Annotated in this window: 22 protein-coding genes and 1 pseudogene; all 23 read left to right on the top strand. The window is 30.3% G+C overall.

Annotated features, from left to right (window positions below; genetic code table 11):
- The first annotated feature begins 153 nt into the window (after nucleotides 1-153).
- The 23 genes and pseudogenes from Q0V67_RS06340 (at nucleotide 154) to miaB (ending at nucleotide 24,056) form a co-directional block, all read left to right on the top strand.
- A complete protein-coding gene (locus Q0V67_RS06340) occupies nucleotides 154-762 on the top strand; it encodes a hypothetical protein (RefSeq protein ID WP_297598093.1) in 609 nt (202 codons plus the stop codon).
- 96 nt (nucleotides 763-858) lie between these two features.
- Complete coding sequence (locus Q0V67_RS06345) at nucleotides 859-1,686, top strand: transketolase (protein ID WP_297598094.1); 828 nt, start codon at nucleotides 859-861, stop codon at nucleotides 1,684-1,686.
- A 17-nt stretch (nucleotides 1,687-1,703) separates the two neighbouring features.
- On the top strand, nucleotides 1,704-2,630 hold the full coding sequence (locus tag Q0V67_RS06350) for a transketolase family protein (protein ID WP_297598095.1): 927 nt from the start codon (nucleotides 1,704-1,706) through the stop codon (nucleotides 2,628-2,630).
- A gap of 58 nt (nucleotides 2,631-2,688) precedes the next feature.
- Entirely contained in the window at nucleotides 2,689-3,486 is a 798-nt protein-coding gene (locus tag Q0V67_RS06355) for a permease-like cell division protein FtsX (RefSeq protein WP_297598096.1), read from the top strand.
- A 3-nt stretch (nucleotides 3,487-3,489) separates the two neighbouring features.
- Nucleotides 3,490-4,578, top strand: a complete 1,089-nt coding sequence (locus Q0V67_RS06360) for a peptidoglycan DD-metalloendopeptidase family protein (RefSeq protein ID WP_297598097.1) — start codon at nucleotides 3,490-3,492, stop codon at nucleotides 4,576-4,578.
- A gap of 11 nt (nucleotides 4,579-4,589) precedes the next feature.
- Nucleotides 4,590-5,387 (top strand): NAD(+)/NADH kinase, encoded by a 798-nt coding sequence (locus tag Q0V67_RS06365; RefSeq protein WP_297598099.1) that lies wholly within the window; start codon nucleotides 4,590-4,592, stop codon nucleotides 5,385-5,387.
- Nucleotides 5,381-7,042: a DNA repair protein RecN gene (gene recN, locus Q0V67_RS06370; protein ID WP_297598100.1), complete on the top strand. Its 1,662-nt coding sequence runs from the start codon at nucleotides 5,381-5,383 to the stop codon at nucleotides 7,040-7,042. Before Q0V67_RS06365 ends, recN begins: the two co-directional genes overlap by 7 nt.
- Before the next feature lies 1 nt (nucleotide 7,043).
- Nucleotides 7,044-7,835: a phage integrase N-terminal SAM-like domain-containing protein gene (locus Q0V67_RS06375; protein WP_297598101.1), complete on the top strand. Its 792-nt coding sequence runs from the start codon at nucleotides 7,044-7,046 to the stop codon at nucleotides 7,833-7,835.
- 3 nt (nucleotides 7,836-7,838) lie between these two features.
- The gene (gene era / locus Q0V67_RS06380) at nucleotides 7,839-8,732 is read left to right on the top strand and encodes a GTPase Era (RefSeq protein WP_297598102.1); all 894 of its coding nucleotides are present in this window, start codon (nucleotides 7,839-7,841) and stop codon (nucleotides 8,730-8,732) included.
- A gap of 124 nt (nucleotides 8,733-8,856) precedes the next feature.
- Nucleotides 8,857-9,456, top strand: coding sequence for a thymidine kinase (locus Q0V67_RS06385; protein ID WP_297598103.1), 600 nt, complete (start codon nucleotides 8,857-8,859; stop codon nucleotides 9,454-9,456).
- Nucleotides 9,456-10,307: a KH domain-containing protein gene (locus Q0V67_RS06390; protein WP_297598104.1), complete on the top strand. Its 852-nt coding sequence runs from the start codon at nucleotides 9,456-9,458 to the stop codon at nucleotides 10,305-10,307. The genes Q0V67_RS06385 and Q0V67_RS06390 overlap by 1 nt, the downstream gene beginning before the upstream one ends.
- The gene (locus tag Q0V67_RS06395) at nucleotides 10,308-10,727 is read left to right on the top strand and encodes a phosphohydrolase (RefSeq protein WP_297598105.1); all 420 of its coding nucleotides are present in this window, start codon (nucleotides 10,308-10,310) and stop codon (nucleotides 10,725-10,727) included. It abuts the gene before it with no gap.
- A 15-nt stretch (nucleotides 10,728-10,742) separates the two neighbouring features.
- Nucleotides 10,743-12,515, top strand: coding sequence for a TIGR03960 family B12-binding radical SAM protein (locus Q0V67_RS06400; RefSeq protein ID WP_297598106.1), 1,773 nt, complete (start codon nucleotides 10,743-10,745; stop codon nucleotides 12,513-12,515).
- A gap of 14 nt (nucleotides 12,516-12,529) precedes the next feature.
- Nucleotides 12,530-13,198, top strand: coding sequence for a uracil-DNA glycosylase (ung, locus tag Q0V67_RS06405; RefSeq protein ID WP_297598107.1), 669 nt, complete (start codon nucleotides 12,530-12,532; stop codon nucleotides 13,196-13,198).
- Between the two features lie 73 nt (nucleotides 13,199-13,271).
- Nucleotides 13,272-13,664, top strand: coding sequence for a hypothetical protein (locus tag Q0V67_RS06410; RefSeq protein ID WP_297598108.1), 393 nt, complete (start codon nucleotides 13,272-13,274; stop codon nucleotides 13,662-13,664).
- Between the two features lie 106 nt (nucleotides 13,665-13,770).
- Nucleotides 13,771-15,144 (top strand): annotated as a pseudogene (locus Q0V67_RS06415) (UDP-N-acetylmuramoyl-L-alanyl-D-glutamate--2,6-diaminopimelate ligase); the annotation flags it as partial.
- A gap of 48 nt (nucleotides 15,145-15,192) precedes the next feature.
- Nucleotides 15,193-16,011, top strand: coding sequence for a 3-deoxy-8-phosphooctulonate synthase (gene kdsA, locus Q0V67_RS06420; RefSeq protein ID WP_297598147.1), 819 nt, complete (start codon nucleotides 15,193-15,195; stop codon nucleotides 16,009-16,011).
- Nucleotides 16,012-16,013: 2 nt separating this feature from the next.
- Nucleotides 16,014-16,970 carry a KpsF/GutQ family sugar-phosphate isomerase gene (locus Q0V67_RS06425; protein WP_297598109.1) on the top strand — a complete coding sequence of 319 codons (957 nt, stop codon included), beginning with the start codon at nucleotides 16,014-16,016 and terminating at the stop codon, nucleotides 16,968-16,970.
- 64 nt (nucleotides 16,971-17,034) lie between these two features.
- Entirely contained in the window at nucleotides 17,035-17,241 is a 207-nt protein-coding gene (locus tag Q0V67_RS06430; protein WP_297598110.1) for a DUF1858 domain-containing protein, read from the top strand.
- 109 nt (nucleotides 17,242-17,350) lie between these two features.
- Nucleotides 17,351-20,083 carry a DEAD/DEAH box helicase gene (locus tag Q0V67_RS06435; protein WP_297598111.1) on the top strand — a complete coding sequence of 911 codons (2,733 nt, stop codon included), beginning with the start codon at nucleotides 17,351-17,353 and terminating at the stop codon, nucleotides 20,081-20,083.
- An 8-nt stretch (nucleotides 20,084-20,091) separates the two neighbouring features.
- Entirely contained in the window at nucleotides 20,092-21,852 is a 1,761-nt protein-coding gene (locus Q0V67_RS06440; protein ID WP_297598113.1) for a hypothetical protein, read from the top strand.
- A 142-nt stretch (nucleotides 21,853-21,994) separates the two neighbouring features.
- On the top strand, nucleotides 21,995-22,648 hold the full coding sequence (locus Q0V67_RS06445) for an N-glycosylase/DNA lyase (protein ID WP_297598114.1): 654 nt from the start codon (nucleotides 21,995-21,997) through the stop codon (nucleotides 22,646-22,648).
- 94 nt (nucleotides 22,649-22,742) lie between these two features.
- Nucleotides 22,743-24,056, top strand: coding sequence for a tRNA (N6-isopentenyl adenosine(37)-C2)-methylthiotransferase MiaB (miaB, locus tag Q0V67_RS06450; RefSeq protein WP_297598115.1), 1,314 nt, complete (start codon nucleotides 22,743-22,745; stop codon nucleotides 24,054-24,056).
- Nucleotides 24,057-24,064: the final 8 nt, after the last annotated feature.

Below are 24,064 nucleotides of genomic sequence, written 5' to 3' on the forward strand. Positions count from 1 at the left end.
GAAGAACAGTAGCTTCTGGAGTTGTAGCAGAAATTACTAAGTAATCTAACTTATTAAAAATATAAAGAGTTAAGTTTTAAACTTAACTCTTTTTTTATATTTTCTTCATTAATTAAAATGTGCTATAATATAGAAAAAATGGAAGGACAATACATGGTTATAGATTTTACAAAAGTTTTGGAGTTATTAGAATCAATTGGATTTATAGGAGCGATGTTGATTTGGATGTCCTTTTTAATAGGGATGAAGTTTCCTGATTGGGATTTTAAACTTAAGATAAAACATAGAAATATATTGACTCATAGCCCGATTATATTGTGGGCAATGATTTATTTTTATAACACTCAAAAAGAAGTAGAGGTATTTAGATTTTCAATAATGGGATTTGCATTGGCTATTGGGCTACATATGATTTTTGATTTTTTTCCAAAAGGATGGGCTCGAGGAGCGTTGATATATTTTCCTTATTGTAAACTGTGTTTAGGTGTTAAGGGGAGTAAGGGATTTATTTTTTTTACAGGAATTTATTCAATATTTTTATCAATAAAATATTCAAAAAGTTACATCGAAATAATTTTTTTAAGTTTGATAGGAATCTATACTATAACGAAAAATACAAAAAAAGAAGAGAAGTTTTTTAGACCTTTCTCTTTTTTTACAGTGGTAGTTCTACTTTTAAGTGCTGCAAAATATGATGAAATAAGTAACTCAATCATTTTTGTTGTACACTTAATTTCAGAAAAAATAAGAATCCTATTTTAGGACAACAAAAATTGAATAAATCCCAACCCTTGTCTTGACAAAAGAAGTCGATTTTTAATATAATTTAACTAAATAAAAGGATTGAGAGGAGAAAAAATGAGAGACACAAAATTTTTAGTGGAACAAGCTGCTAAAATAAGAAAAGACATTGTTCAAATGATATGTAAAGCAAAATCAGGGCATCCTGGAGGATCTTTATCTGCAGCTGATATAGTAACAGCACTATATTTCTCAGAGATGAACATAGATCCTAAAAATCCAAAAATGGAAGGTAGAGATAGGTTTGTTTTATCTAAAGGTCATGCAGCACCAGTATTATATTCAGCACTAGCAGAAAAGGGATATTTCGACAGGGAACTTTTAGGTACACTAAGAGCGTATGGGTCGCCTTTACAAGGGCATCCAGATATGAAAAAAGTTCCAGGAATAGAAATATCAACTGGGTCTTTAGGACAAGGGTTATCGGTAGCTAACGGAATGGCACTTTCAGCTAGAATATCTGGTGAAAACTATAGAACTTATGTTTTAATGGGAGATGGAGAGTTACAAGAAGGACAAGTGTGGGAAGCGGCAATGTCAGCAGCTCACTATAAATTAGATTCTGTTTGTGCTTTTATTGATTCAAACAATCTTCAAATAGATGGGAATGTTGATAAAATAATGGGCGTTGAACCATTAGATAAGAAATGGGAAGCTTTTGGATGGAATGTAATCCAAATAGATGGACATAATTTTGAAGAGATATTAGATGCTTTAGATAAGGCAAGAGAAACTAAAGGACAACCAACAGTTATTATTGCTAATACAACAAAAGGTAAAGGGGTTTCATTCATGGAAAATGTTTGTGGATTCCATGGAGTAGCACCGACAGTTGAAGAAACTGAAAGAGCAGTAAAAGAATTAGAAAAAGTATCAGAGATATAATAATTTTGGAGGATGAAATGGTGAAGAAATCTACAAGACAGGCTTACGGAGAAGCATTAGTAGAGCTTGGAAAACAGAATAAAAATATAGTAGTTTTAGATGCAGATTTAACAAAATCAACAAAAACAAACTTATTTCAAGAGGCTTTTCCAGAAAGACATATAAATGTAGGAATAGCTGAAGCGGATTTAGTAGGAACAGCTGCAGGACTTGCAACTTGTGGGAAAATACCGTTCGCATCAACATTTGCTATGTTTGCTGCTGGAAGAGCGTTTGAACAAATAAGAAATACAGTGGCTTATCCAAAGCTAAATGTAAAAATAGCCCCAACTCATGCTGGAATATCTGTAGGAGAGGACGGGGGATCACATCAATCGGTTGAGGATATCGCTTTAATGAGAAGCATTCCAGGAATGGTTGTATTGTCACCAGCAGATGCGACTGAAACTAAAAAGATGATATTTGCAGCTGCAGAATATAATGGACCTGTTTATATAAGAATGGGAAGATTGGATGTTCCAGTACTATTTGATGAGAGCTATGATTTTCAAATAGGAATAGCAAATACAATAAAAGAGGGAACAGATGTGACGATTGTTGCAACAGGTCTTATGACTGCAAAAGCTTTAGAGGCTGCTGAAAAATTAAAAGAGGATGGAATTTCAGTTAGAGTAATTAATGCTGGAACAATAAAACCTTTAGATGGAGAAACAATTTTAAAAGCTGCTCAAGAAACTAAATTTATAGTGACAGCAGAGGAGCATTCTGTAATCGGAGGACTTGGATCAGCGGTATCTGAATTCTTATCTGAGACACATCCAACACTTATAAAAAAAGTAGGAATTTATGATGTTTTTGGACAGAGTGGAAAAGCTGAAGAGCTTTTAGAAAAATATGAATTGACGTCAACAAAGCTAGTATCAGTTGTAAAAGAAAATATATAGAAATAAAAATATAGAGGCGAGTTGAAATGCGCCTCTATATTTTAATTAGGGAGAGCGTATGGAAACAAAAAAAATAAAGAGAACATTTATAACGTTAGTACTTAGTTTCATGATTTTTAGTTTATTTGTTTCACTGGCATCAAATAGCTATTTTATAGGAAAGATATTGAAAAATAATTATTTTTTTACAATAGAACTACAAAACGAAAGCACAAGGGAGAGTATAAAAGAGTTTGAAAAATTCCTTATAGAGAATGAAAATGTAAAAGGAGTTAGATTTTTAGATAGGGATGAAGCTTTTAGAAATCTTCAAAAGGAATTAGAAATTGTAATTCCAAAAAGTGAAAATCCACTTCCAAATTCAGTTATAGTTTATTTCAAAGATGAGAATAAACTGCATGCAATTCAAGAGTTACTTGATGTAAATCCAATGGTTAGAGAAATATATATAGACAGTAATTTTTTACAAAGCACCCAAAGAAAGATAAGTGCTGTAAATATATCGCTGTTTCTCTTTTTATTTTTTGCACTGTCAATGTATTTTCAAATATCAACTATATTGAGAGGGATCGTTGTGAAAGATTATATGATTTTAAGTATAAAAAACCCTCAAAACAATAGAAATTTTGAAATTGCTAGAAATAGAAATTTAATTTCGTTTATAGGAGCTGCTGTAATTGGTGGACTTATATTTTTTAATCTATATGTTATTTTTAGAGGCAAATTTCAAGAGATACTTTCAAATTTGGTTTTTCAAAGTTTTAATCAACTAGTTTTAATAGATGTTGTAGCCATAGCATTTGTAGTAATTTTTTCATGGAAATCTTCTGGCAAATTGAAAAAAGAAGAGGTTTAGCTTATGAGAGGATTATGGATATTTTTTCTGTTATCAGGACTAGTTTTTGGAGATAGTGTAGATAATTTGAAAAATAGAATGAAAAAAATAGAGAGTGAAATTAAACAAAAAAATAGTAGAATAGATTATATCAATTCAGAAAAAATAAGTATAGAAAAGCAAGTTGAAAATATAAATAAAGAGATAAGAGATATTGAAAAAGATGCAGTTAGAATAAGAGATGAGATAAGTGTTGTAAATAAAAATATTAATTATGGGGAATTAAATTTAGGAGTAAGCAACAAGGCGTTGGAAAGAAAAAAATCAGAATATAAAGCTAAAATGATTGAAGTTAATAGAATTTCAAATTTATCGAATGAAACTAGAGAGAAAAGCATTGCAAAACGTAGTTTTTCAAGATTACTATATGGGGATTTAGAAAGTATGGAACATATAAAAAATGTTCAGTCTTCTATAGAGCATGTAAAAAAGAATATTGAAAAAAATAGAGCGAAACTTACAGATTTAAAAAGAAAATTAGACTCAAATAGAAGGTCTGTAGAAAATAAAAAAATTGAAAAAAATAGATTGATATCTAAATTAAATAAAGAGAAGACAACTCATGTTAAAACAATAAGTAAATTACAAATACAAAAGAAAAATTTAGAAAAAGAGATAGAAAAAATAATAAAAGCAAGAAGTGTCACAAATAAAAATATAAAACTTAATACAGCTGTTATAAATTTAGGAAAATTTTTTAAACCAGTTTCTGGAAAAACTGTGGTAAAATTTAAAGAGAAAAAAAATGGTGAAGTTGTAAGTAATGGAATAGAGATAGAAGCAAAAATGGGTGCAAAAGTAAAGGCAGCTATGAGTGGTAAAGTTATTTATGCAGATAAATTCCAAGGACTAAATAGTGTTGTTATGATTGATTATGGTTACAATACAATAGGAGTTTATGGAAATCTTATAGCGGTTGGAGTTAGGTTAAATCAAAAGATAAATAAGGGACAAGATATAGGAGTTTTAGGATTAACAACAGAGGGAGAAGCGAATCTTTATTATGAGGTTAGATTTAATTTAAAACCTATAAATCCTGAAAATCTATTTTAGTGGAGGAAATTATGATAGGAACTATAATTTATAATGAAGATAAAAACTTAGCTGTAAAATTGAACGAAGAGTACTTAAAGTTTTTTTCAGAGAAAAAAATAGAAATAGTTCCTAATGTTGAGATTGAAAAAGCTGATTTTGTGGTGGTAATAGGCGGTGATGGAACTCTTTTAAGAGCATCAAAAAAAATAATTAAAAAAAAAGAAATAGATGTATTTGCAGTAAATGCAGGCGCATTAGGATTTTTAACTGAGATCCAAATGGAGGAATTCAAACCAACTTTTGAAAATTATTTACTTGGAAAACGAAAAATAGAGGAAAGAGACTTGTTGGAAATATCTTTCAATGAAGAAAAAATTGATGTTTTAAACGAAATAGTAATTTCGAAGGAAAAAGCGAGCTCTAAAATTTTAAATATCTGTGTGAATACAGAAAAATCAATAATATGTAGTTATAAAGCAGATGGTTTGATAGTTGCAACACCGACAGGCTCAACAGCGTATTCTTTATCAGCTGGGGGTCCAATAGTTATGCCGGGGATAAAAGCGATTGTTCTTACACCGTTAGCCCCACATAATTTAACCACAAGACCAATTATATTGAGCGGAGATGAAAAGTTAATTCTATCATTAAATGAGAATCAAAAAGGTTGTTTAATAATAGATGGAGAGATTGAAAAAGAGATTTCAAGTGAAGATAAAATCTCTATAAAGTATTCTAAAAAAAAAATAAGACTTGTACTACCAGAGGGTAGAGATTATTATGGAATTTTAAGAGATAAATTGAAATGGGGAGATAATCTATGTTAAAAGAATTAAAAATAGAGAATTTAGCTATAATTCAAAAAGTAGATTTAGAATTTAAAAATGGGTTGATAGTTTTAACAGGAGAAACAGGAGCAGGGAAATCAATAATCTTGAGTGGAATAAACCTATTGATTGGTGAAAAGGCAAGTGCAGATATGGTTAGAGACGGAGAGGACTTCTTATTAGCTCAAGGAGTTTTTGCAGTTAATGACGAACAGGAAGCAGAGCTTAGAGAGCTGGGAATAGATGCTGAAGATAAAGAAGTTATAGTGAGAAGACACATTGATAAAAATGGAAAAGGAAAGGCATTTGTCAATAATATTAGAGTTCCGATGTCTAGTTTAAAAGAGATAATGGGAACTCTTGTTGATATAGTGGGCCAACATTCTCACCAAATGCTATTAAATAAAAACAATCACTTAAGACTTTTAGATAGATTTTTAGGTGAAAAAGGGACTGGGTTAAAAAAGGTATTAGAAAACATATACAATGAATATTCAAGTTTAGATAGAAGAATAAAAGATGTAGAAAAAAACAAAAGAGAAACATTGGAGAAAAAAGAGTTCTATGAGTTTCAGCTTCAAGAGATTGATAAAGTTGATTTAAAAATTGGAGAGGATGAACGATTGGAAGAGGAGTATAAAAAACTTTTTCATGCAGGAAAAATAAAAGAAAAACTTTCATTGACGGAAGAACTGTTAAAAGATGGAGAGATAAATGCTTTGAATATACTGTATAACAGTAGAAAAAATTTAGAAATAGTTTCTCAATATGGAAAAGAATTTCAAGAAAACTTGGAAAGGCTTGAAAAAGTATACTATGATTTGCAAGATTGTGTTGATTCAATAAGAGATTTAAATGAAGATATAGAAGCCGATGAAACGAGATTAGAAAGAGTGATCTCGAGATTGGATGCTATAAATCGTCTAAAAACAAAATATGGAGATGAGTTATCAGAGGTCTTGAACTATAGAAACACAATAGAAGAAAAACTTCAGTTGTTGGATGAAAATAGTTTTCAAGTAAAGAAACTAGAAAAAGAAAGAGCCGAAGCTAGAAAAAAATATTATGAAATAGCAAAAGGTTTAACTGAAATTAGAAAAGAAAAGGCTAAAATAATAGAGAGTAATCTTCAAGAAGAGTTAAGAGGTCTTAGTATGGGGGATGCACAATTTAAAATAGATTTTATAGATAGCCATGTAATGAGTGGGAACGGCCTAGATCAAGTAGAGTTTATGATTTCTACAAATCTTGGACAAAGTTTAAAACCACTTTGGAAAGTAGCTTCTGGTGGAGAGGTGAGTCGAATAATGTTGGCGATTAAAGTAATATTTTCAAAAGTAGATAATATTCCGATACTTATATTTGATGAGATAGATACTGGAGTAGGCGGTGAAACCGTTAGAAAAATAGCAAATAAATTAAAAGAGATAGGTGGGACAACACAAGTTATGAGTATAACTCATTCACCAGCAATAGCGGCTAAAGCATCCCAGCAATTTTATATTGAAAAAAAATTAAAAGAAAAGAAGACAATAACACAAGTTAAAGAGTTAAATTATGAGGAAAGAGTTCAAGAGATTGCTAGAATGTTAGCTGGAAAAAATATATCTGAAGCGGTAATCAAACATGCAGAAGAACTTTTAGGTGAGGTTTAATATGGATCTGTTAAAAGAGTTTTTAGAATATAAACTTAAATCGAGCGATATAAAAAAAGAAACTTTAGAGATGTATCAAGGAGATATAAAAGATTTTCAAAATTTTATACAAAAAAATTTATTAGAAGTGTCTCAAGAAGAGATACTTCATTATGTGGAATTTTTAAAATCAAGATACCAACCAAATTCTGTTTCAAGAAAAATAAGTACATTAAAAGGATTATATCGCTATCTTTTGAAAAAGAGAATTATAGATTTTATACCTACGGATGGGATTGTTGTTGAAAAATTTACAGAAAGACAATTGGAGATTTTAGAGGTGTGGGAAATAAATAATATTCTAACAGTGTGTGAAAAAAATCCCAAAGGAGAGAGAGATAAACTTTTAATTAAATTACTTATGGAAACAAATTTCTCTATAAACGATGTACTGAAAATGAGGTTATTAGATCTTGAACTTAGCTCATATGACTATGTATTGAGTGACGATGGAAATGGAAGGATATACATATCTGAAGATCTGAAGGTAGAATTAAAAAACTTTATTGAAAATGATAGAATAAAAATATTGGAAAATAGTAGTGACTTGCTTTTTTATGGACTATCACGACAGGCTTTTAGAGCTAGATTCATTGGATTGGGAGTAAAAGCTGGGATTGAAAGGTCTATTTCTCCAAATATGTTGAGAAATACTTTGAAAAGTGTGGTAAAATTAGAGAATGAAAAAGATGGAGTAAACTCTGTTATAGGTATAAAAGAGAAATATTTCCAAATAGGAATAGGAGATGATTAATAGATGAAAGCAGGATTCATAGCAGTAGTAGGAAGACCTAATGTAGGAAAATCTACTCTGATAAATAAACTTGTAAATGAAAAAGTAGCAATAGTTTCGGATAAAGCGGGAACAACAAGAGATACAATAAAAGGAATTTTAAACTTCAATAACAATCAATACATATTTGTGGATACTCCAGGTATTCATAAGCCAAAACATCTATTGGGAGAGCACATGACAAATAGTGCGCTAAGAGTATTAAGGGATGTTGATGTTATCGCTATGGTTATAGATGCATCACAAGAGATCAGTACAGGAGATCTTTTTGTATGGGAAAAAATTAGTGAAGCTAAAAAAACACCTAGAGTTTTAATTGTTAATAAAATAGATAAAATTAATGATGAAGAGTTAGAGGCTAAAAGAGCTGAGATAAAAGAAAAATTAGGAGAATTCAATGCAATAGTTGAAATAGCAGGTCAATATGCTATAGGAATACCAAAATTATTAGATGCATTAGATCCTTTTTTAGATGATGGAGTTAAATACTATCCAGATGATATGTACACAGATATGCCAATGTATAGAATTATAACAGAGGTTGTAAGAGAAAAAATTCTTGAGAGAACAAGGGACGAAATACCTCATTCAGTTGCAATTGAAATTGTAAATGTGACAAGAAGAAATAATGGAAAAGATAAGTTTGATATCAATATCTATGTAGAGAGAGATTCTCAAAAAGGAATAATAATTGGAAAGCAAGGAAAAATGCTTAAAGAGATTGGAATTGAAGCAAGAAAAGAGATAGAACAGCTTTTAGGAGTTGGAATCTATATGGAGTTATGGGTTAAAGTAAAAGATGACTGGAGAAAAAAGAAACCATTCTTAAAAGAGCTGGGTTATATAGAAGAGAAATAAAAGAAAGTAGCCATTGATTTGGCTATTTTTTATTTGTAAAAATTTATGGGTTTGTTTTGGTATGATAATTATGTTATAATAGAAGACAGAAAAAAATTAGTTATCGATGGAGGAAAAGAAGACAATGCATTTATTATTGACAGAAGGAATGGGTTGGATAGAGGTTGTTACAGGAAGTATGTTCTCAGGTAAAAGTGAAGAACTTATCAGAAGAATGAGAAGAGCGAAGTATGCAAACCAAAAAATTATAGTTTTTAAACATGCAAGTGATGATAGATATGATGAAACAAAAGTGGCTTCACATAGTCAAGCCTTCATAGAGGCTGTTCCAGCATCAACGGTAGAAGAGATGAGAGAATTAATAAATACAAAGTATAGCGATGCAAGAATTATTGGAATAGATGAAGTTCAATTCTTTGGAAAAGAAGTGGCTGAGTTTTGTGAGGAATTGGCAGATTTAGGAAAAAGAGTTATTGTTGCAGGATTAGATCAAGATTTTAGAGGAGAACCGTTTAAACCAATGGATGTTTTAATGGCAAGAGCTGAGTATGTAGATAAGTTTAATGCTATTTGTGCTTGTTGTGGAAATCCAGCTTCAAGAACTCAAAGGCTAGTAAATGGAGAGCCTGCATATGAAGATGACCCTATAGTTTTAGTAGGGGCTAGCGAAAGTTATGAGGCTAGATGTAGAAGATGTCATATTGTTAAAAAAAGAGGAGAGTAATGAATTTAAGGGGCGTTGAAAAAACAGATAAATGGGGTTATATATTGACAGTTTTTTACAACGGAGAAAAATTTCACTCATTTGATGAAATGGCTGGGAAAACAACTGTTAAAGGTGAATTTAGAAGAGTAATGAATGAACTGGGATTTACTTGGGCTAAAGGTATCCAGCAGGGTGGACGAACAGATGCTAAAGTCTCAGCGGAAAGAAATTTGTTATATGTAAGCAGCAATTTTCAAGGAGATTTAAAAGAGATTATATTTAAATTTAATGAGAGAATGAAGGAAAGTATATTCATAAGAAAAGTAGAGAAGACATTTCCAAATCTATCTTTTCCAGAGTTTATAGAGCAAAGAGAATACTTATACAGATATCCTAAAAAAAGAATAAAAAGACCTTTAGAAGAGATAGAAAAAACTATAAAAGAAATAAGTGGAACTTATGATGTGAGTCTTTTTACAGATAAAAAAGGATTAGAATTAAAGGAACACGAAAGAACAGTGGAAGTATCTTATGAAAAAGGGGTCTTAAAATTTATAGGAAATTCTTTTATGCCAAAACAGGTCAGAAATATGGTGGGATATATATTTTCCGGAAATGTAGAAACTTACCCCGGAAAATTTCTAACGTTAGAGAGAGTTTATATAAGAAAAGATTTAGATGACAAAATTATATTGTCAGCTCTTGATATTAAAATAGATGGTGTTGAAAAAATTGAAAAAACTAAAGATGAATCTTTGTATATATTTTATGTAAAGACAGAAAATAAAGGTGAAGTAATCGGTAAAAATGCTTCAAATATTAAAAATCTTAGAAAAAAGTTTGGAAATATTGTTATAAGGGAGATTTAAGTGATTTCTAGATTAAAACAAGGATTATCGTGTATATTTTTAAATTTTGATATAGAAAATGAAAAAGAGATAAAAAATGTTTTAAGTTATGAAGAGTTCAATATTTTTTTACAGATGAGTGAATATGATAAATTTCACTCTTTTAAAGTATATTCTGGAGTTCTAAAGGATAAAGTTTTAAAAGATGAGGTCAACTATTTAAAATTAGCTCTTCTGCATGATTGTGGAAAAGATGATGCCACTCTTTTTAGAAGGGTAAAAAAAGTATTAGTTGGTGATAAAAAATTAGAACAACACCCAAATATAGGATTTGAAAAGTTAAAGGGAATAAATTTAGAAGTGGCTACTCTTTGTAGCAAGCATCATAATAAAGACGTAGATTTTAAAATGAGTATTTTTCAAAAAATAGATGACAAATAGAGATTGAGGAGAGATATGAGAGTAGATATAGGAAAATACCTAATGTCTGTTGAAAAACCAGCACAGTATTTAGGAAATGAAATCAATAGTTACCATAAAGATTTAAGTGAAATTAAAGCCAGAATGTGCTTGTTTTTTCCAGATATTTATGAGGTAGGAATGTCTAATTTAGGAATAAAATTACTTTATACAATTATGAATAAAGTGGATGGATTCTATTTGGAGAGAGGATTTGCTCCAATGGAGGATATGGAAACTTTAATGAGAGAAAATGCTATCCCGTCATTTTCATTAGAGACTAAAAGTGAACTTAAAGATTTTGATGTTGTGGGATTCTCATTGTCGTATGAAATGTGTTATCCAAATGTTTTAAATGCATTGGATTTAGCAGGAATACCGCTACACGCAAGTGAGAGAGGGGAAGAGTTTCCTTTAATAATGGCAGGTGGAACATGTATGATGAATCCAATTCCAATGGAGAAATTTTTGGATTTCTTTGTTATTGGAGATGGAGAAGATACAATGACTTTGTTGGCAGAAACTTTGGTTAAATTGGCAGGAAAGTCAAAAGAGGAAAAGTTAGATGCGATAAAAGATTTTGAGGGTGTTTATATTCCAAAACTACATAAAGGTGTTAAAAGAATCAAAAGAGCTATAGTTCAGGACTTGGATAAAACACCTTCGTACTCAGATCAATTAGTTCCTTATATACAGATAGTTCACGACAGAGCATCTGTTGAAATTCAAAGAGGCTGTACAAGAGGTTGTAGATTCTGTCAGGCAGGAATAGTTTATAGACCGGTTAGAGAAAGAAGTTTAGAAAAAAATATAGAATTAATAGAAGATATGCTTTATAATACGGGTTATTCTGAAATCTCACTGTCATCTTTAAGCAGCAGTGACTACACAGCAATAACACCTTTAATTGAAAACTTACAAAAGAAGTATGAAAATAAAAACTTAGCTATTTCATTACCATCTTTAAGAATGAATACACATTCAGTTGATGTTGCAGTAAATATAAGTGGTGGAAAAAGAACTGGTTTTACATTTGCTCCAGAAGCTGGAAGTCAAAAAATGAGAGATGTTATAAATAAAGGTGTGACAGAAGATGAAATTATAGAAACAGCAGAAGCTGCAGTAAAAGCTGGTTGGGACAATTTAAAATTTTACTTTATGATCGGTCTGCCTTTTGAGACTGATGAGGATGTAATGGGAATATATGAACTTGTAAAAAAAGTTACATACCTATGTAGAAGAATTAGAAAAAGAGTTAACATAACGGCTAGTATTTCTAATTTTGTTCCAAAAGCCCATACACCATACCAGTGGCATGAACAGATGAACGTGGAGGAAGCTCAAAGAAAACAACATATGTTAAGAGATGCTTTTAGAGGAATGAAGGGAGCAACATTGAGAATGCACCCACCTAAGAAATCTTATTTAGAAGGGTTCCTTTCAAGAGGGGATGAAATAACTGGAGAGTTAATCGAATTGGCTTTTGTAAAAGGGGCAAAACTTGATGATTATAGAGATAATTTTGAAGTTTGGCAGGAGGCTATGTCCGACTTAGGAATAACAGAGGAAAGATATTTAGGAGCGAGAGATTTAGATGCGCCATTACCTTGGGATATTGTTGATATCGGAGTGAGTAAAGAGTTTTTAATAAGAGAGCTTAAAAAGAGTGAAGAACAAGCTTTAACAGTGGATTGTAGAGAAGAATGTGCTGGATGTGGAATGAAAAAACATATAAAAGAATGTGGATCTTTAACTTTAGATAAAAAATAGGACAGGAGATGGCTATGTTGAAAATAGGTAATGACTGGGATGATATATTAAAAAGTGAGGTAGAAAAAAACTATTTTTTAGAAATGAAAGAGTTTTTGAAAAAAGAATACTCAGAAAAGATAATATATCCGCCTAAAAAAGAGATATTTACAGCCTTTCAACTAACTCCTTATAAAGATGTAAAAGTGGTAATTTTAGGACAAGATCCTTATCACGGGGAAGGGCAAGCTCATGGGCTTGCCTTTTCTGTTAAAAAAGGAGTAAAAATACCACCATCTTTAAGAAATATTTATAAGGAAATTGTAAACGAAGAGGAGGGAGAGGTATTTAATCATGGGTGCTTGACATCTTGGGCAACCCAAGGAATATTTTTACTAAATACATCTCTGACGGTGAGAGAAGGAGAAGCAAACTCACACAGTAAAATTGGTTGGTGCGAATTTACAGATGAGGTTATAAAAAAATTAAATGAAAAAAAAGAGCCTATTATTTTTATATTATGGGGAAATAATGCTAAACAAAAGAAAAAGTTCATAACAAATCCGCAACACCATATTTTAGAAGGGGTTCATCCAAGTCCTTTATCAGCAAGTAGAGGTTTTTTTGGATGTAATCACTTTAAAGAAATAAATTCAGTCTTAAAAGAAAAATTTAACAAGCATATTGATTGGAATATTGTTTGATAATCAAAGTTATTGACAAACGATACAAAAATAGTTTACAATAAATGAAACGCTTTATATCAAGGAGGGAATTATGAAAAAATTATTGATATTGTTAACTTTAGTAGGTGGTATTGCTTCTGCAGCAGAATATAGAAATGGAACTTATAGAGGAGTTTTTATTTCAGGACAAGAAACTCAAGTAGAGATTCAATTTGATTTAAAAGATGATAAGGTTGAAAAACCAAAATTTAGAACTTTATTTTATAAAGGAGAAGATTTTTTAAAGAATAAAGATCTTCTAAAAAATAAAGCTCAATATGAAGCTCTTTTAACAAAAATAACAAATGAAAATGTGGATAAAGCTATGGAAACTCTATATTCACCAGCAGATATTGAAAATGCAGGGGCAACAGTTAGAGCGACTAAAGTTAGATCGGCTATAAAGAATGGTTTAAATTCAGGTGTTTATACACCAGCAAAATAAAATATATTTAAGTAGAGGTTAATCCCTCTACTTTTTTTTAGATAAATATATAGTTTTTATAAAAAAATGCTATAATAGCTATGAATAATATGTGTGAGGAGTTGCTATGGAAAAAATATTTGAAGGAATAGAGTATAGAGTTTTAAAAAAAAGTGAGTTAAAAAATAATTATAAAGAGATAGAATATGATTCAAGAAAGATAAAAAAAGGGGATATTTTTGTAGCATTAAAAGGAGCTCTAGTAGATGGGCATAAATATATTGATAGGGCTGTAGAAAATGGGGCTGTTGCAGTTTTGATTTCAGAAGAGGTTGAGTTAAAACATGATATAGACTATATTTTGGTACAGAATCTAAGAGAGAAGTTAGGAGTTATAGCAGCTAATTTTTATGGACATCCAGAAGAAAAATTAAAAATTATTGGGATCACAGGAACTAATGGAAAGACTACGACAACATATTTAATAGAGCAGTTATTGGGAGAGCAAAAAGTTGCCCGTATTGGAACTGTGGAGTATAAAATAGGGAATGAAATAATAGAGGCACCTAACACAACACCAGAGTCTTTAGATATAATAAAACTTTGTAAAAAAGCTGTCGATAAAGGATTGGAATATTTTATAATGGAGGTTAGTTCACACGGGTTAACTAGTGGAAGAGTTGATATGCTAAAATTTGATGTGGCAGGATTTACAAATTTGACTCCAGAACATTTAGATTACCATAAGGATATGGAGGAGTATTTTTTAGCCAAGAGAAGACTTTTTGAAAAATTAAAAAATAAAAAAAATTCAGTTATAAATATAGATGATAATTATGGTGAAAGGTTGTTTGAAGAGTTTGGAGGAGTAAGTTACTCTTTAAATAAGAAAGCGAATTTAGATAAAGAGATGCTTTTAAAGTTAAAACCAAATTTATTAGGGAAATTCAATATGTATAATCTGTTATTAGCTATAGGAATTGCGGATATTTTAAATATAAAATTTGAAGATATATCAGAAAGAGTGGAAAAGATAAAAGGTGCACCTGGAAGATTTGAGCCTGTTTATGCAGGACAAAACTTTAAAGTAATAGTAGATTATGCACACACAGGAGATGCACTAGAAAATATTCTTCAAGGAGTAAATGATTTAAAAGGAGACGGAGAGATTATAACTATATTTGGATGTGGTGGTGATAGAGATAAAATAAAAAGACCGGTGATGGCAAAAATTGCTGAGAGATATAGTGATTATGTAATAATTACCTCAGATAATCCAAGAACAGAAAATCCAGAATCAATAGTAAAAGATATAGTAGCGGGGTTTGAGACAGACAAATACGAAGTTGTAATAGATAGAAAAGATGCCATAAAAAAAGCGATAAAAAAAGCTAGAAAAGATGCTATAATATTAATAGCAGGAAAAGGGCATGAAACTTATCAAATTTTTGGAACACAGAAGATACACTTTGATGATAGGGAGATTGCAATAGAAGCAATAAACGAATTAAAAGAGGTGAAGCAGTTGAAAATAGTAGAAGAAGTAAAAATGGTTAAAATAGCAAATAAATTTAATATTGGTGGAAATGAAAGATTTACATTGATAGCAGGACCGTGTGTAATTGAGTCTGAAGAGTTAGTTATGGAAGTAGCTGAGAAAGCAAAAGAGATTTGTGACAGATTGGGAATTAACTATGTATTTAAAGCATCTTTTGATAAAGCTAATAGATCATCTATTCACTCTTATAGAGGACCAGGAATAGAGAAGGGTCTTGAAATTTTAAAGAAAGTAAAGGAAAAATTTAATATACCCGTTGTAACAGATGTTCATGAAGTGTGGCATTGTAAAGAAGTTGCAAAAGTTGTAGATATCATTCAAATACCTGCTTTTTTATGTAGACAAACGGATTTACTAATAGCGGCAGCAGAAACTGGGTTGCCAGTAAATATAAAAAAAGGACAATTTTTAGCGCCTTGGGATATGAAAAATGTAGTTGTAAAAATGGAAGAGCTAAATAATAAAAATATAATGCTGTGTGAAAGAGGATCGACTTTTGGATACAACAATATGGTTGTAGATATGAGAGGATTTGCAGAGATGAGAAAATTTGGATATCCTGTTGTGTTTGATGTAACTCATGCTGTCCAAAAACCAGGAGGTTTAGGAACAGCGACTTCTGGAGATAGAGAGTTTGTGTTCCCACTTATGAGAGCTGGACTTGCTATAGGAGTAGATGCTATATTTGCAGAAGTTCATCCTGATCCAAACAATGCAAAATCAGATGGGCCAAATATGCTATTTTTATCGGAGTTAGAAGAGATTTTAAAAGTTGCAATTAAAATAGACGATTTAGTAAAAGGAAGATAACTATGGATGTAAAAAAAATTGCACAAGAACTCTTTGATAAAGAGATTTGTGAACTTGAAAAAGTAAAAAATAAAATTTCTGATTCTCTAGAGGTTGTAGTAAATTTAATCCTTAATTCTAAAGGAAAGGTTGTAATAACAGGTATAGGGAAATCTGGAATAATAGGTAAAAAGATAGCAGCAACATTTGCTTCAACAGGAACACATGCTGTTTTTATGAATGCCGCAGAGGGATTACATGGAGATTTGGGAATAATCTCAAAAGATGATGTTGTTATAGCTATTTCAAATAGTGGAAATAGTGACGAAGTACTTTCAATTATTCCGTCAATAAAGAAAATAGGTGCAGTTTTGGTTGCTATGACAGGGAATCCAAATTCTGGATTAGGAAAGCTTTCAAATGCTATTTTAAATGTAGGGGTTGAACAGGAGGGATGCCCTTTAAATTTGGCTCCGATGTCTTCAACAACAAGTACTTTAGTTATGGGAGATGCCCTTGCGACAGTATTGATAAAAGCTAGAAATTTTAAGCCAGAAAATTTTGCAGTTTATCATCCGGGTGGAAGTTTAGGAAGAAGACTTTTGATGAGGGTAAAGGATGTAATGCATAAAGATTTACCGATAGTGGATTTGAATAGTGATATGGACAAAATTATTATGACCATGACAAAAAAAAGATTGGGTGTGGTTTGTATTGTTGAAAAGGACAGATTGTTAGGGATTATAACTGAAGGAGATATAAGAAGAGCTTTAAAAATGAAAGATAAATTTTTCAGTTTAAAAGCAGAGGATATAATGACAAAAGACTATACCTATGCTGTCCAAGATATAATGGCATTAGAAGCTTTAGAACTTATGGAGAATAGAGAGAGTCAGATATCTGTACTCCCAGTATTAGAGGAAAAGAAGGTTGTTGGAGTAGTTAGAATTCATGACCTTTTAAATGTAGTAGGAAAATAATTGACAAAAAAAGTAAAGTTTTATATAATAAGTTTGTAATGTAAAAAAAATCAGGAGGAATAAAATGGTAACTAAAGAAATGAATATCTTAGAAGCGGTTCAAAAGCACCCTGTAATATCAAACGTATTTAAAAGACACGGATTAGGATGTGTTGGTTGTATGGTAGCAGCAGGAGAGACTTTAGGAGAGGGAATTACTGCACATGGATTAAATGCAGATGCCTTAATCGAAGAGATGAACCAATTAATAAAGGAAACTGAAGCAAAGTAAGAATTTCAAAGGACTCAAATTAAATGAGTCCTTTTTTAATTTCTTGATAACCCTTAGAAAATTTGGTATAATATATTTCAGAAAAAAATAATATACGAGGGAAAAGGGTATGGTATCTAATTTGGAAAAATTAAATGACACAGTTTATTTTATGCTATCTTGTGACGAAGTAGGAACATATGTTTCTTTAGTAGACATGTATGGAGAAATTGTTGAAGATACAGATATGTATGAAATAACAGATGAAAATGATTTAAAAATTATCGATCTAATAAAAGAGATCAAAGAGGACAGTTTTTTCTCTGGTTGGGAAACTGAAAAAAACGAGCTTTATATTGATGAAAATATAGAAATATTAGATTATTTAAAAAAAAGTAAGAATTTTGTAACGGGGGAAATGAAACCGGTTGAATGGGTTTTATCAGGGAATAAAATAGTATTGAAAATAAATTTGGTATTGGATGAAGAGGAGTTATGTCAGGGAAAACTCTTTTTAAATGAAAAAGAGGAGTTTGTAATAATATCTGATAATTATATTTTAAAAGATCATAAAATATATTGGTTAGATCTTTCTAAGGATACAATCCATATTTTAAAAGAGATGGAGTCTAAGTTTGCTAAAAAAGAACTTGAAAAATACTTAACACTGGCTTATTCTTTTGGAAATGGTGTAGAGATTGAGTGTTTTGACTATGAAGTTGTTTTAGGTGGGAATTTAGAGCCAGTTCAAGAGATAGTTATTGAAAAAATATCTCAAGATAACAGTCTTTATCTTAAAATAGGTGTTGTTTTATCAACAATATCTTATGAATTTTTAAAAACTCATAATATAGAGAAAGTTATTGTTGTAAAAGATGAGTTGAAAAAAGTTGAGGTAACAGACGTAAGTCCTATATATTTAGATCATACAGTTGAGGAAATTTTAAAAATAATTGTAAAACATCAGAAGAGTTTGAAAATAAAATCAAGTTTTTATGTGGATGAAAATTTTATAATTTTACAAGAACGATTGGCGAGAGAGTTTGTAACACAAGAACTTCTTCAACTTGCAGGGAAATATAAAGTTGTGGGAACAGATAATTTGAAAAAATATAGTGTCAAAGCAGTGAAACCAAAAGTTGTGGGGAATTTTAAACATGGAATAGATTTTTTAGAAGGAAATGTACATTTAGAAATAGAAGGGGAAAAATTCTCTATTGTGGATGTATTGAATAGTTTTAAAAAAGATTCATATATAGTTTTAAGTGATGGGACAAATGCTCTTATAAATAGAAAATATATGGAGAAATTAGAAAGAGTATTTAAGGATAATGGGAAATCAAATGTTAAAATATCCTTTTTTGATTTACCAATAATAGATGATTTAATCGAAGATAAAGTTTTAGCTAATGAAATAAAAAAGACTAGAAGTTTTTATAGAGGAATAAATCAGATTGAAAATTATGATGCACCTCTTCCAATAATAAATGCAACGCTGAGAGAGTATCAGGAATATGGCTACAAATGGCTATCTTATTTGATGGATAATAAATTAGGTGGATGTTTAGCAGATGATATGGGACTTGGAAAAACGTTACAAGCTATAACACTTATAACTAGTTTACATAAGGTAGATGGAAGAAAAAGTTTAATAATAATGCCAAAAAGTTTAATTTATAACTGGGAAAGTGAAATAAAAAAGTTTAGTCCAGGATTAAAATGTGGTATATATTACGGGAATTTTAGAGATAGGTCTATTTTTAATGAAGTAGAGGTAATAATAACAACCTATGGAACAATAAGAAATGATGTAGAGTACTTAAAAGAGATGAAATTTGATTTGATAGTTTTAGATGAATCACAAAATATAAAAAATGTGAATGCCCAAACAACTAAAGCTGTAATGTTACTAGAATCAAAACACAGATTGGCATTGAGTGGAACTCCAATAGAAAATAATTTGGGAGAGTTGTATTCACTGTTTAGATTTTTAAATCCATCGATGTTTGGAACGATAGATGAGTTCAACTATCACTATGCTAATCCAATTCAAAAGGAAAACGATAAAGAGGCAATTGAAGAACTAAAAAAGAAAATATATCCTTTTATTTTAAGAAGAGTTAAAAAAGAGGTTTTAAAAGATCTTCCTGATAAGATAGAGAAAACATTATTTATTGGAATGAATCCTGAGCAAAAAAAGTTATACGAGGAGAGAAGAACCTATTATTATGGTATGATAAATAGCCAGATTAAAACTCAAGGATTGGGGAAAACACAATTTTATATACTTCAAGCTCTAAATGAACTTAGACAATTAACAAGTTGTCCAGAGATGAAAAATCCAAATGTAGTTTCAAGTAAAAGAGAAGTTCTTATCAATAATGTTCAAGATGCGGTTGAAAATGGTCATAAAGTATTGGTTTTTACAAACTATATAAAGAGTATAGAAAGCATAACATCAGATCTAAAGAAAAGAGGTATAAAATATTTAGAGATGACAGGAGCAACAAAGGATAGACAAGGATTAGTGGATCAGTTCCAAAATGATAATAGGTACAAAGTGTTTGTTATGACTTTAAAAACTGGTGGTGTGGGACTTAATTTGACTGCCGCAGATACAATTTTTATATATGATCCTTGGTGGAATAAAACAGTTGAAAATCAGGCTGTAGACAGAGCTTATAGATTGGGACAGGATAGAACAGTGTTTTCTTACAAATTGATATTGAAGGATACGATAGAAGAAAAAATATTAAAGCTACAAGAGAGTAAAAGTCAGCTTCTAGATAATTTGATATCAGATGAAGGAGCTACATTAAAGACTTTAACAGAGAAAGACATTGAGTTCATTCTTGGGGAATAGGAGATGATATGGCAATAAGTAAAGATAGATTTAGAAAAGCTTTAAATGATAGTTATTCGAAAGAAAGCCTTTTTAAAATATTTAAAAGATATTTTTTAGATTGGATTGCGGAGGGATATATAGGAAGCAATTTAGGATTGTTTGAAATATCTTTGATATCTGAAACAACAAATAAACAGACATTTTTAGAGCTTATGGAGCAAATGTACTCGAAGGAAGAGGCTTTTATAAGTATATTTGAATCCTTGCCAAGAGAGGTTAAAGAGGTCTTTGAAGAGATTGCTTGGAAAGGTAAATTTAAAATAAAGAATAGAGATATATACCTTAAAGAAGAGGAAGGTTATAATATAAAGTCTGAATTGAAAGATGAGTTTATATTTTTCTCTAAATATGGAGATACTAAAAAAGGTGAGTACCTAACTTTGGATAATGATATAGTTAGAGTTATGAGAAAATTTTTAAAAAAACCGAAAGAGTATTTCATATATAAAGTAAGTGGGTGTAATTCAGAATTTAGAGAAAATAATGAAGAGAAAATTCAAGAGAACTTAAGGAAATACTACTCTTTCTTTAAAGATGGCAAGATGCAGCTTTCAAGTAGTGGAAAACTTTTAAAAGAATCAAAAAATAATATGAAAAAATATTGCAATATTCATGAGTATTATGAGGGAATTAAAGATTTAGAATTTTTAAAAACTGAGACCATGGGACTTTTCCTCTTTCTTTTTAAAGAGGAAAACTTAAATGATGATTTTATTAGATCTAGCAATTTAAAAGAGATAGTAAATGGATTTTTAAATGGAACAGCTATAAAAAGCGAGGACAATACATATATAAGCCTATATTTGAACTATTTAAAAGGAATAAAGAATGTGGGGAAGTCCAATGATGAAATAAAAAGAGGGCTTGCTACAATAAAAATGATATTGAACGAATTTCCAGATACTGGATTTGTTTCTATCGATAATATAATTAAAAGTATTTTATATAGGGATGAATTTATTGAAATTATTGATGTTGAATCAGCATACGCAACACTGTATATAAATGAAGCAAACTATGAAAGAACAAAGATTGTAGGGTATGAAAAATATCTAGCTTATGTAGTGGAGCCATTTGTCAAATCGGTGTTCTTTATATTGGCATCTCTAGGAGCATTGGAGATATGCTATGAAAAACCATCTTCAACTAATGCATTATATTTAAAAAATGGCTATTTAAGCAAATATGATGGAATAAAGTATGTGGGATTGACAGAGTTAGGAAAATATATTTTTAATAGAACAAATACTTATGACTTTAAAGTTATAGAAGATGAAGGAAAAATTATATTAGAAGACGATAGATTGATTGTTACTGTTATTGGAGAGAGCCCTTTAAGAGTGATGTGTTTAGAAAAGTTAGGTGTAAAGATAGCGCCAAATAAATTTAAAATATCTGAAGAGAGTATTGTTAAAGGACTTGAAAATAGAGTAGATATTCAAGATAGAATTCAAGAGTTTAAAGAAAAAATCACAAATGATTTACCAGAAAATTGGTTGAATTTCTTTGAAAATCTTTTAGAAAAAACAGAGTTAATAACTCATGCTCCAGAGTATAAAGTTTTAAAACTAAAAAATGATAAAGGATTAATTTCAGCGATAACGAAAGATAAGAGATTTAAACCTTTAATTTTAAAGGGTGAAGATTTGCATATAATTGTAAAAAATGAGAACTTGGATAAAGTTTCGGTTCTTTTCAAAGAATATGGATATTTTCTAAATATATAAAGAGTTTTAATATTGGGATAAAGCAGTTTACAAATGTATTTTGCTTTATCCTATTTTTATAAAAAAAAACAGATATAAAGAGAAGTAAAATTGTGATAGAATTGTAAGTGTTTAAATTATTTATTTACAGGAGGTGTATAATTTGAAGAATACATACTTTTATGAAGTTGAAAAAATTTATGCAGAGATAAAAGGTAGAATAGAAAAGCGTTTAGAAGATTTTAAAAACATTTGGAATACAGGTGGGAACAAAGATATTTTTTGTGAATTAGCGTTTTGTATACTGACTCCTCAATCGAAGGCCAAAAATGCCTGGAGAGCAATAACAGAATTGAAAGAAAGTGGAATTTTATTTAATGGTACCGAAGAGGAGATATTTCCCTATTTAAATATAGTTCGTTTTAATAGAACTAAAGCTAAAAATTTATATCTTTTGAGACATCAGATGACTGATAAGGACGGAAATTTTATAACAAAAGATTTCTTTTCAAAATTTGAAAATCCATTTGAAATGAGAGAGTGGATAGTAAAAAATATTAGAGGTATGTCGTACAAAGAAGCAAGTCATTTTTTGAGGAATGTAGGATTTGGACAGGAGTTAGCAATTTTAGATAGACATATTTTAAAAAATTTAGTAGCTTTAGAGGTTATCACTGATATTCCTAAAACAATAACACCTAAGCTATATAAAAATATAGAAGAAAAGCTTCGGGTATTTTGTGAGGAGATCAAAATACCGATGGAAAACATAGATTTATTACTTTGGTATTTAGAAGCAAAAGATATATTCAAGTAATAGGAAAACAAAGATTTATTGATAAAAGTTGTATCATTATGGTATAATTTTTATCGTAATAAATAGTAATTTTTAGAGTTTTGGAGGAAAAAAATTGAAAAATGCAGTAATAATAACATACGGTTGTCAAATGAATGTCAACGAAAGCGCAAAAATAAAAAAGATATTACAAAATATGGGATATAATATAACCGAAGAGATTTCTGAAGCAGATGCAGTATTTTTAAATACTTGTACTGTAAGAGAGGGAGCTGCAACTCAAATATACGGTAAATTAGGAGAGTTAAAAGCTGTTAGAGAAAAAAGAGGAACAATCATAGGAATCACTGGATGTTTTGCTCAAGAGCAAGGGGAAGATTTAGCTAAAAAATTCCCTATAATAGATATAGTGATGGGAAATCAAAATATAGGAAAAATACCAACAGCTCTTGAAAAAATAGAGTCTGGAGATTTTAAACATGTTATTTACACAGGTGAAGAAGATGATCTCCCACCAAGATTGGATGCAGATTTTGATTCAAAAAAAACAGCATCAATTCCAATAACTTATGGATGTAATAATTTCTGTACATACTGTATAGTTCCATATGTGAGAGGGAGAGAGAGATCCGTTCCAATGGGGCAAATTTTAGATGAGGTAAAAACTTTTGTAGAAAAAGGATATAAAGAGATAATGCTACTGGGTCAAAATGTAAATTCTTATGGAAACGATCTGGCAACAGGAGAGAATTTTGCTATTCTTTTAGAAGAAATCTGCAAAATTGAAGGGGAGTTTTTAGTTAGATTTATATCTCCTCATCCAAAAGATTTTGCTGATGATGTGATGGATGTAATAGCAAAAAATGAAAAGATAGCGAGATGTTTACACTTGCCTTTACAGTCGGGATCAACAAAAATTTTAAAACTTATGAATAGAAAATATACTAAAGAACAGTATATGGAACTAGCTGCAAAAATTAAAAGAAGGGTTCCAGGAGTTTCATTAACAGCCGATATTATTGTAGGATTTCCTAATGAAACGGAAGAGGATTTCTTAGATACCTTGGATGTAGTAGAAAAAATTGGATTTGAGTCGGCATATATGTTTATGTATTCTCCAAGAAAAGGAACAGCAGCAGCAATAATGGATGGACAGTTAGACCAAGAGGTGAAAAAAGAGAGACTTCAAAGATTGATAGATTTACAGAACAGAAAATCTAGAGAAGCGAGTGATACCTATAAAGATAAAATAGAGAGAGTTTTAGTTGAAGGGCCAAGCAGAAAAAATGAAAATGTTTTAACAGGAAGGACATCAACGAATAAAGTTGTTTTATTTGCTGGAGATAAAGAATTAGAAGGAACGTTTGTAAATGTTAAAATAAATGATTGTAAAACATGGTCGCTATATGGAGAGATAGTGAACGAGTAACCTTGGAG

Source organism: uncultured Cetobacterium sp. (assembly GCF_947072685.1).
GTDB lineage: Bacteria > Fusobacteriota > Fusobacteriia > Fusobacteriales > Fusobacteriaceae > Cetobacterium_A.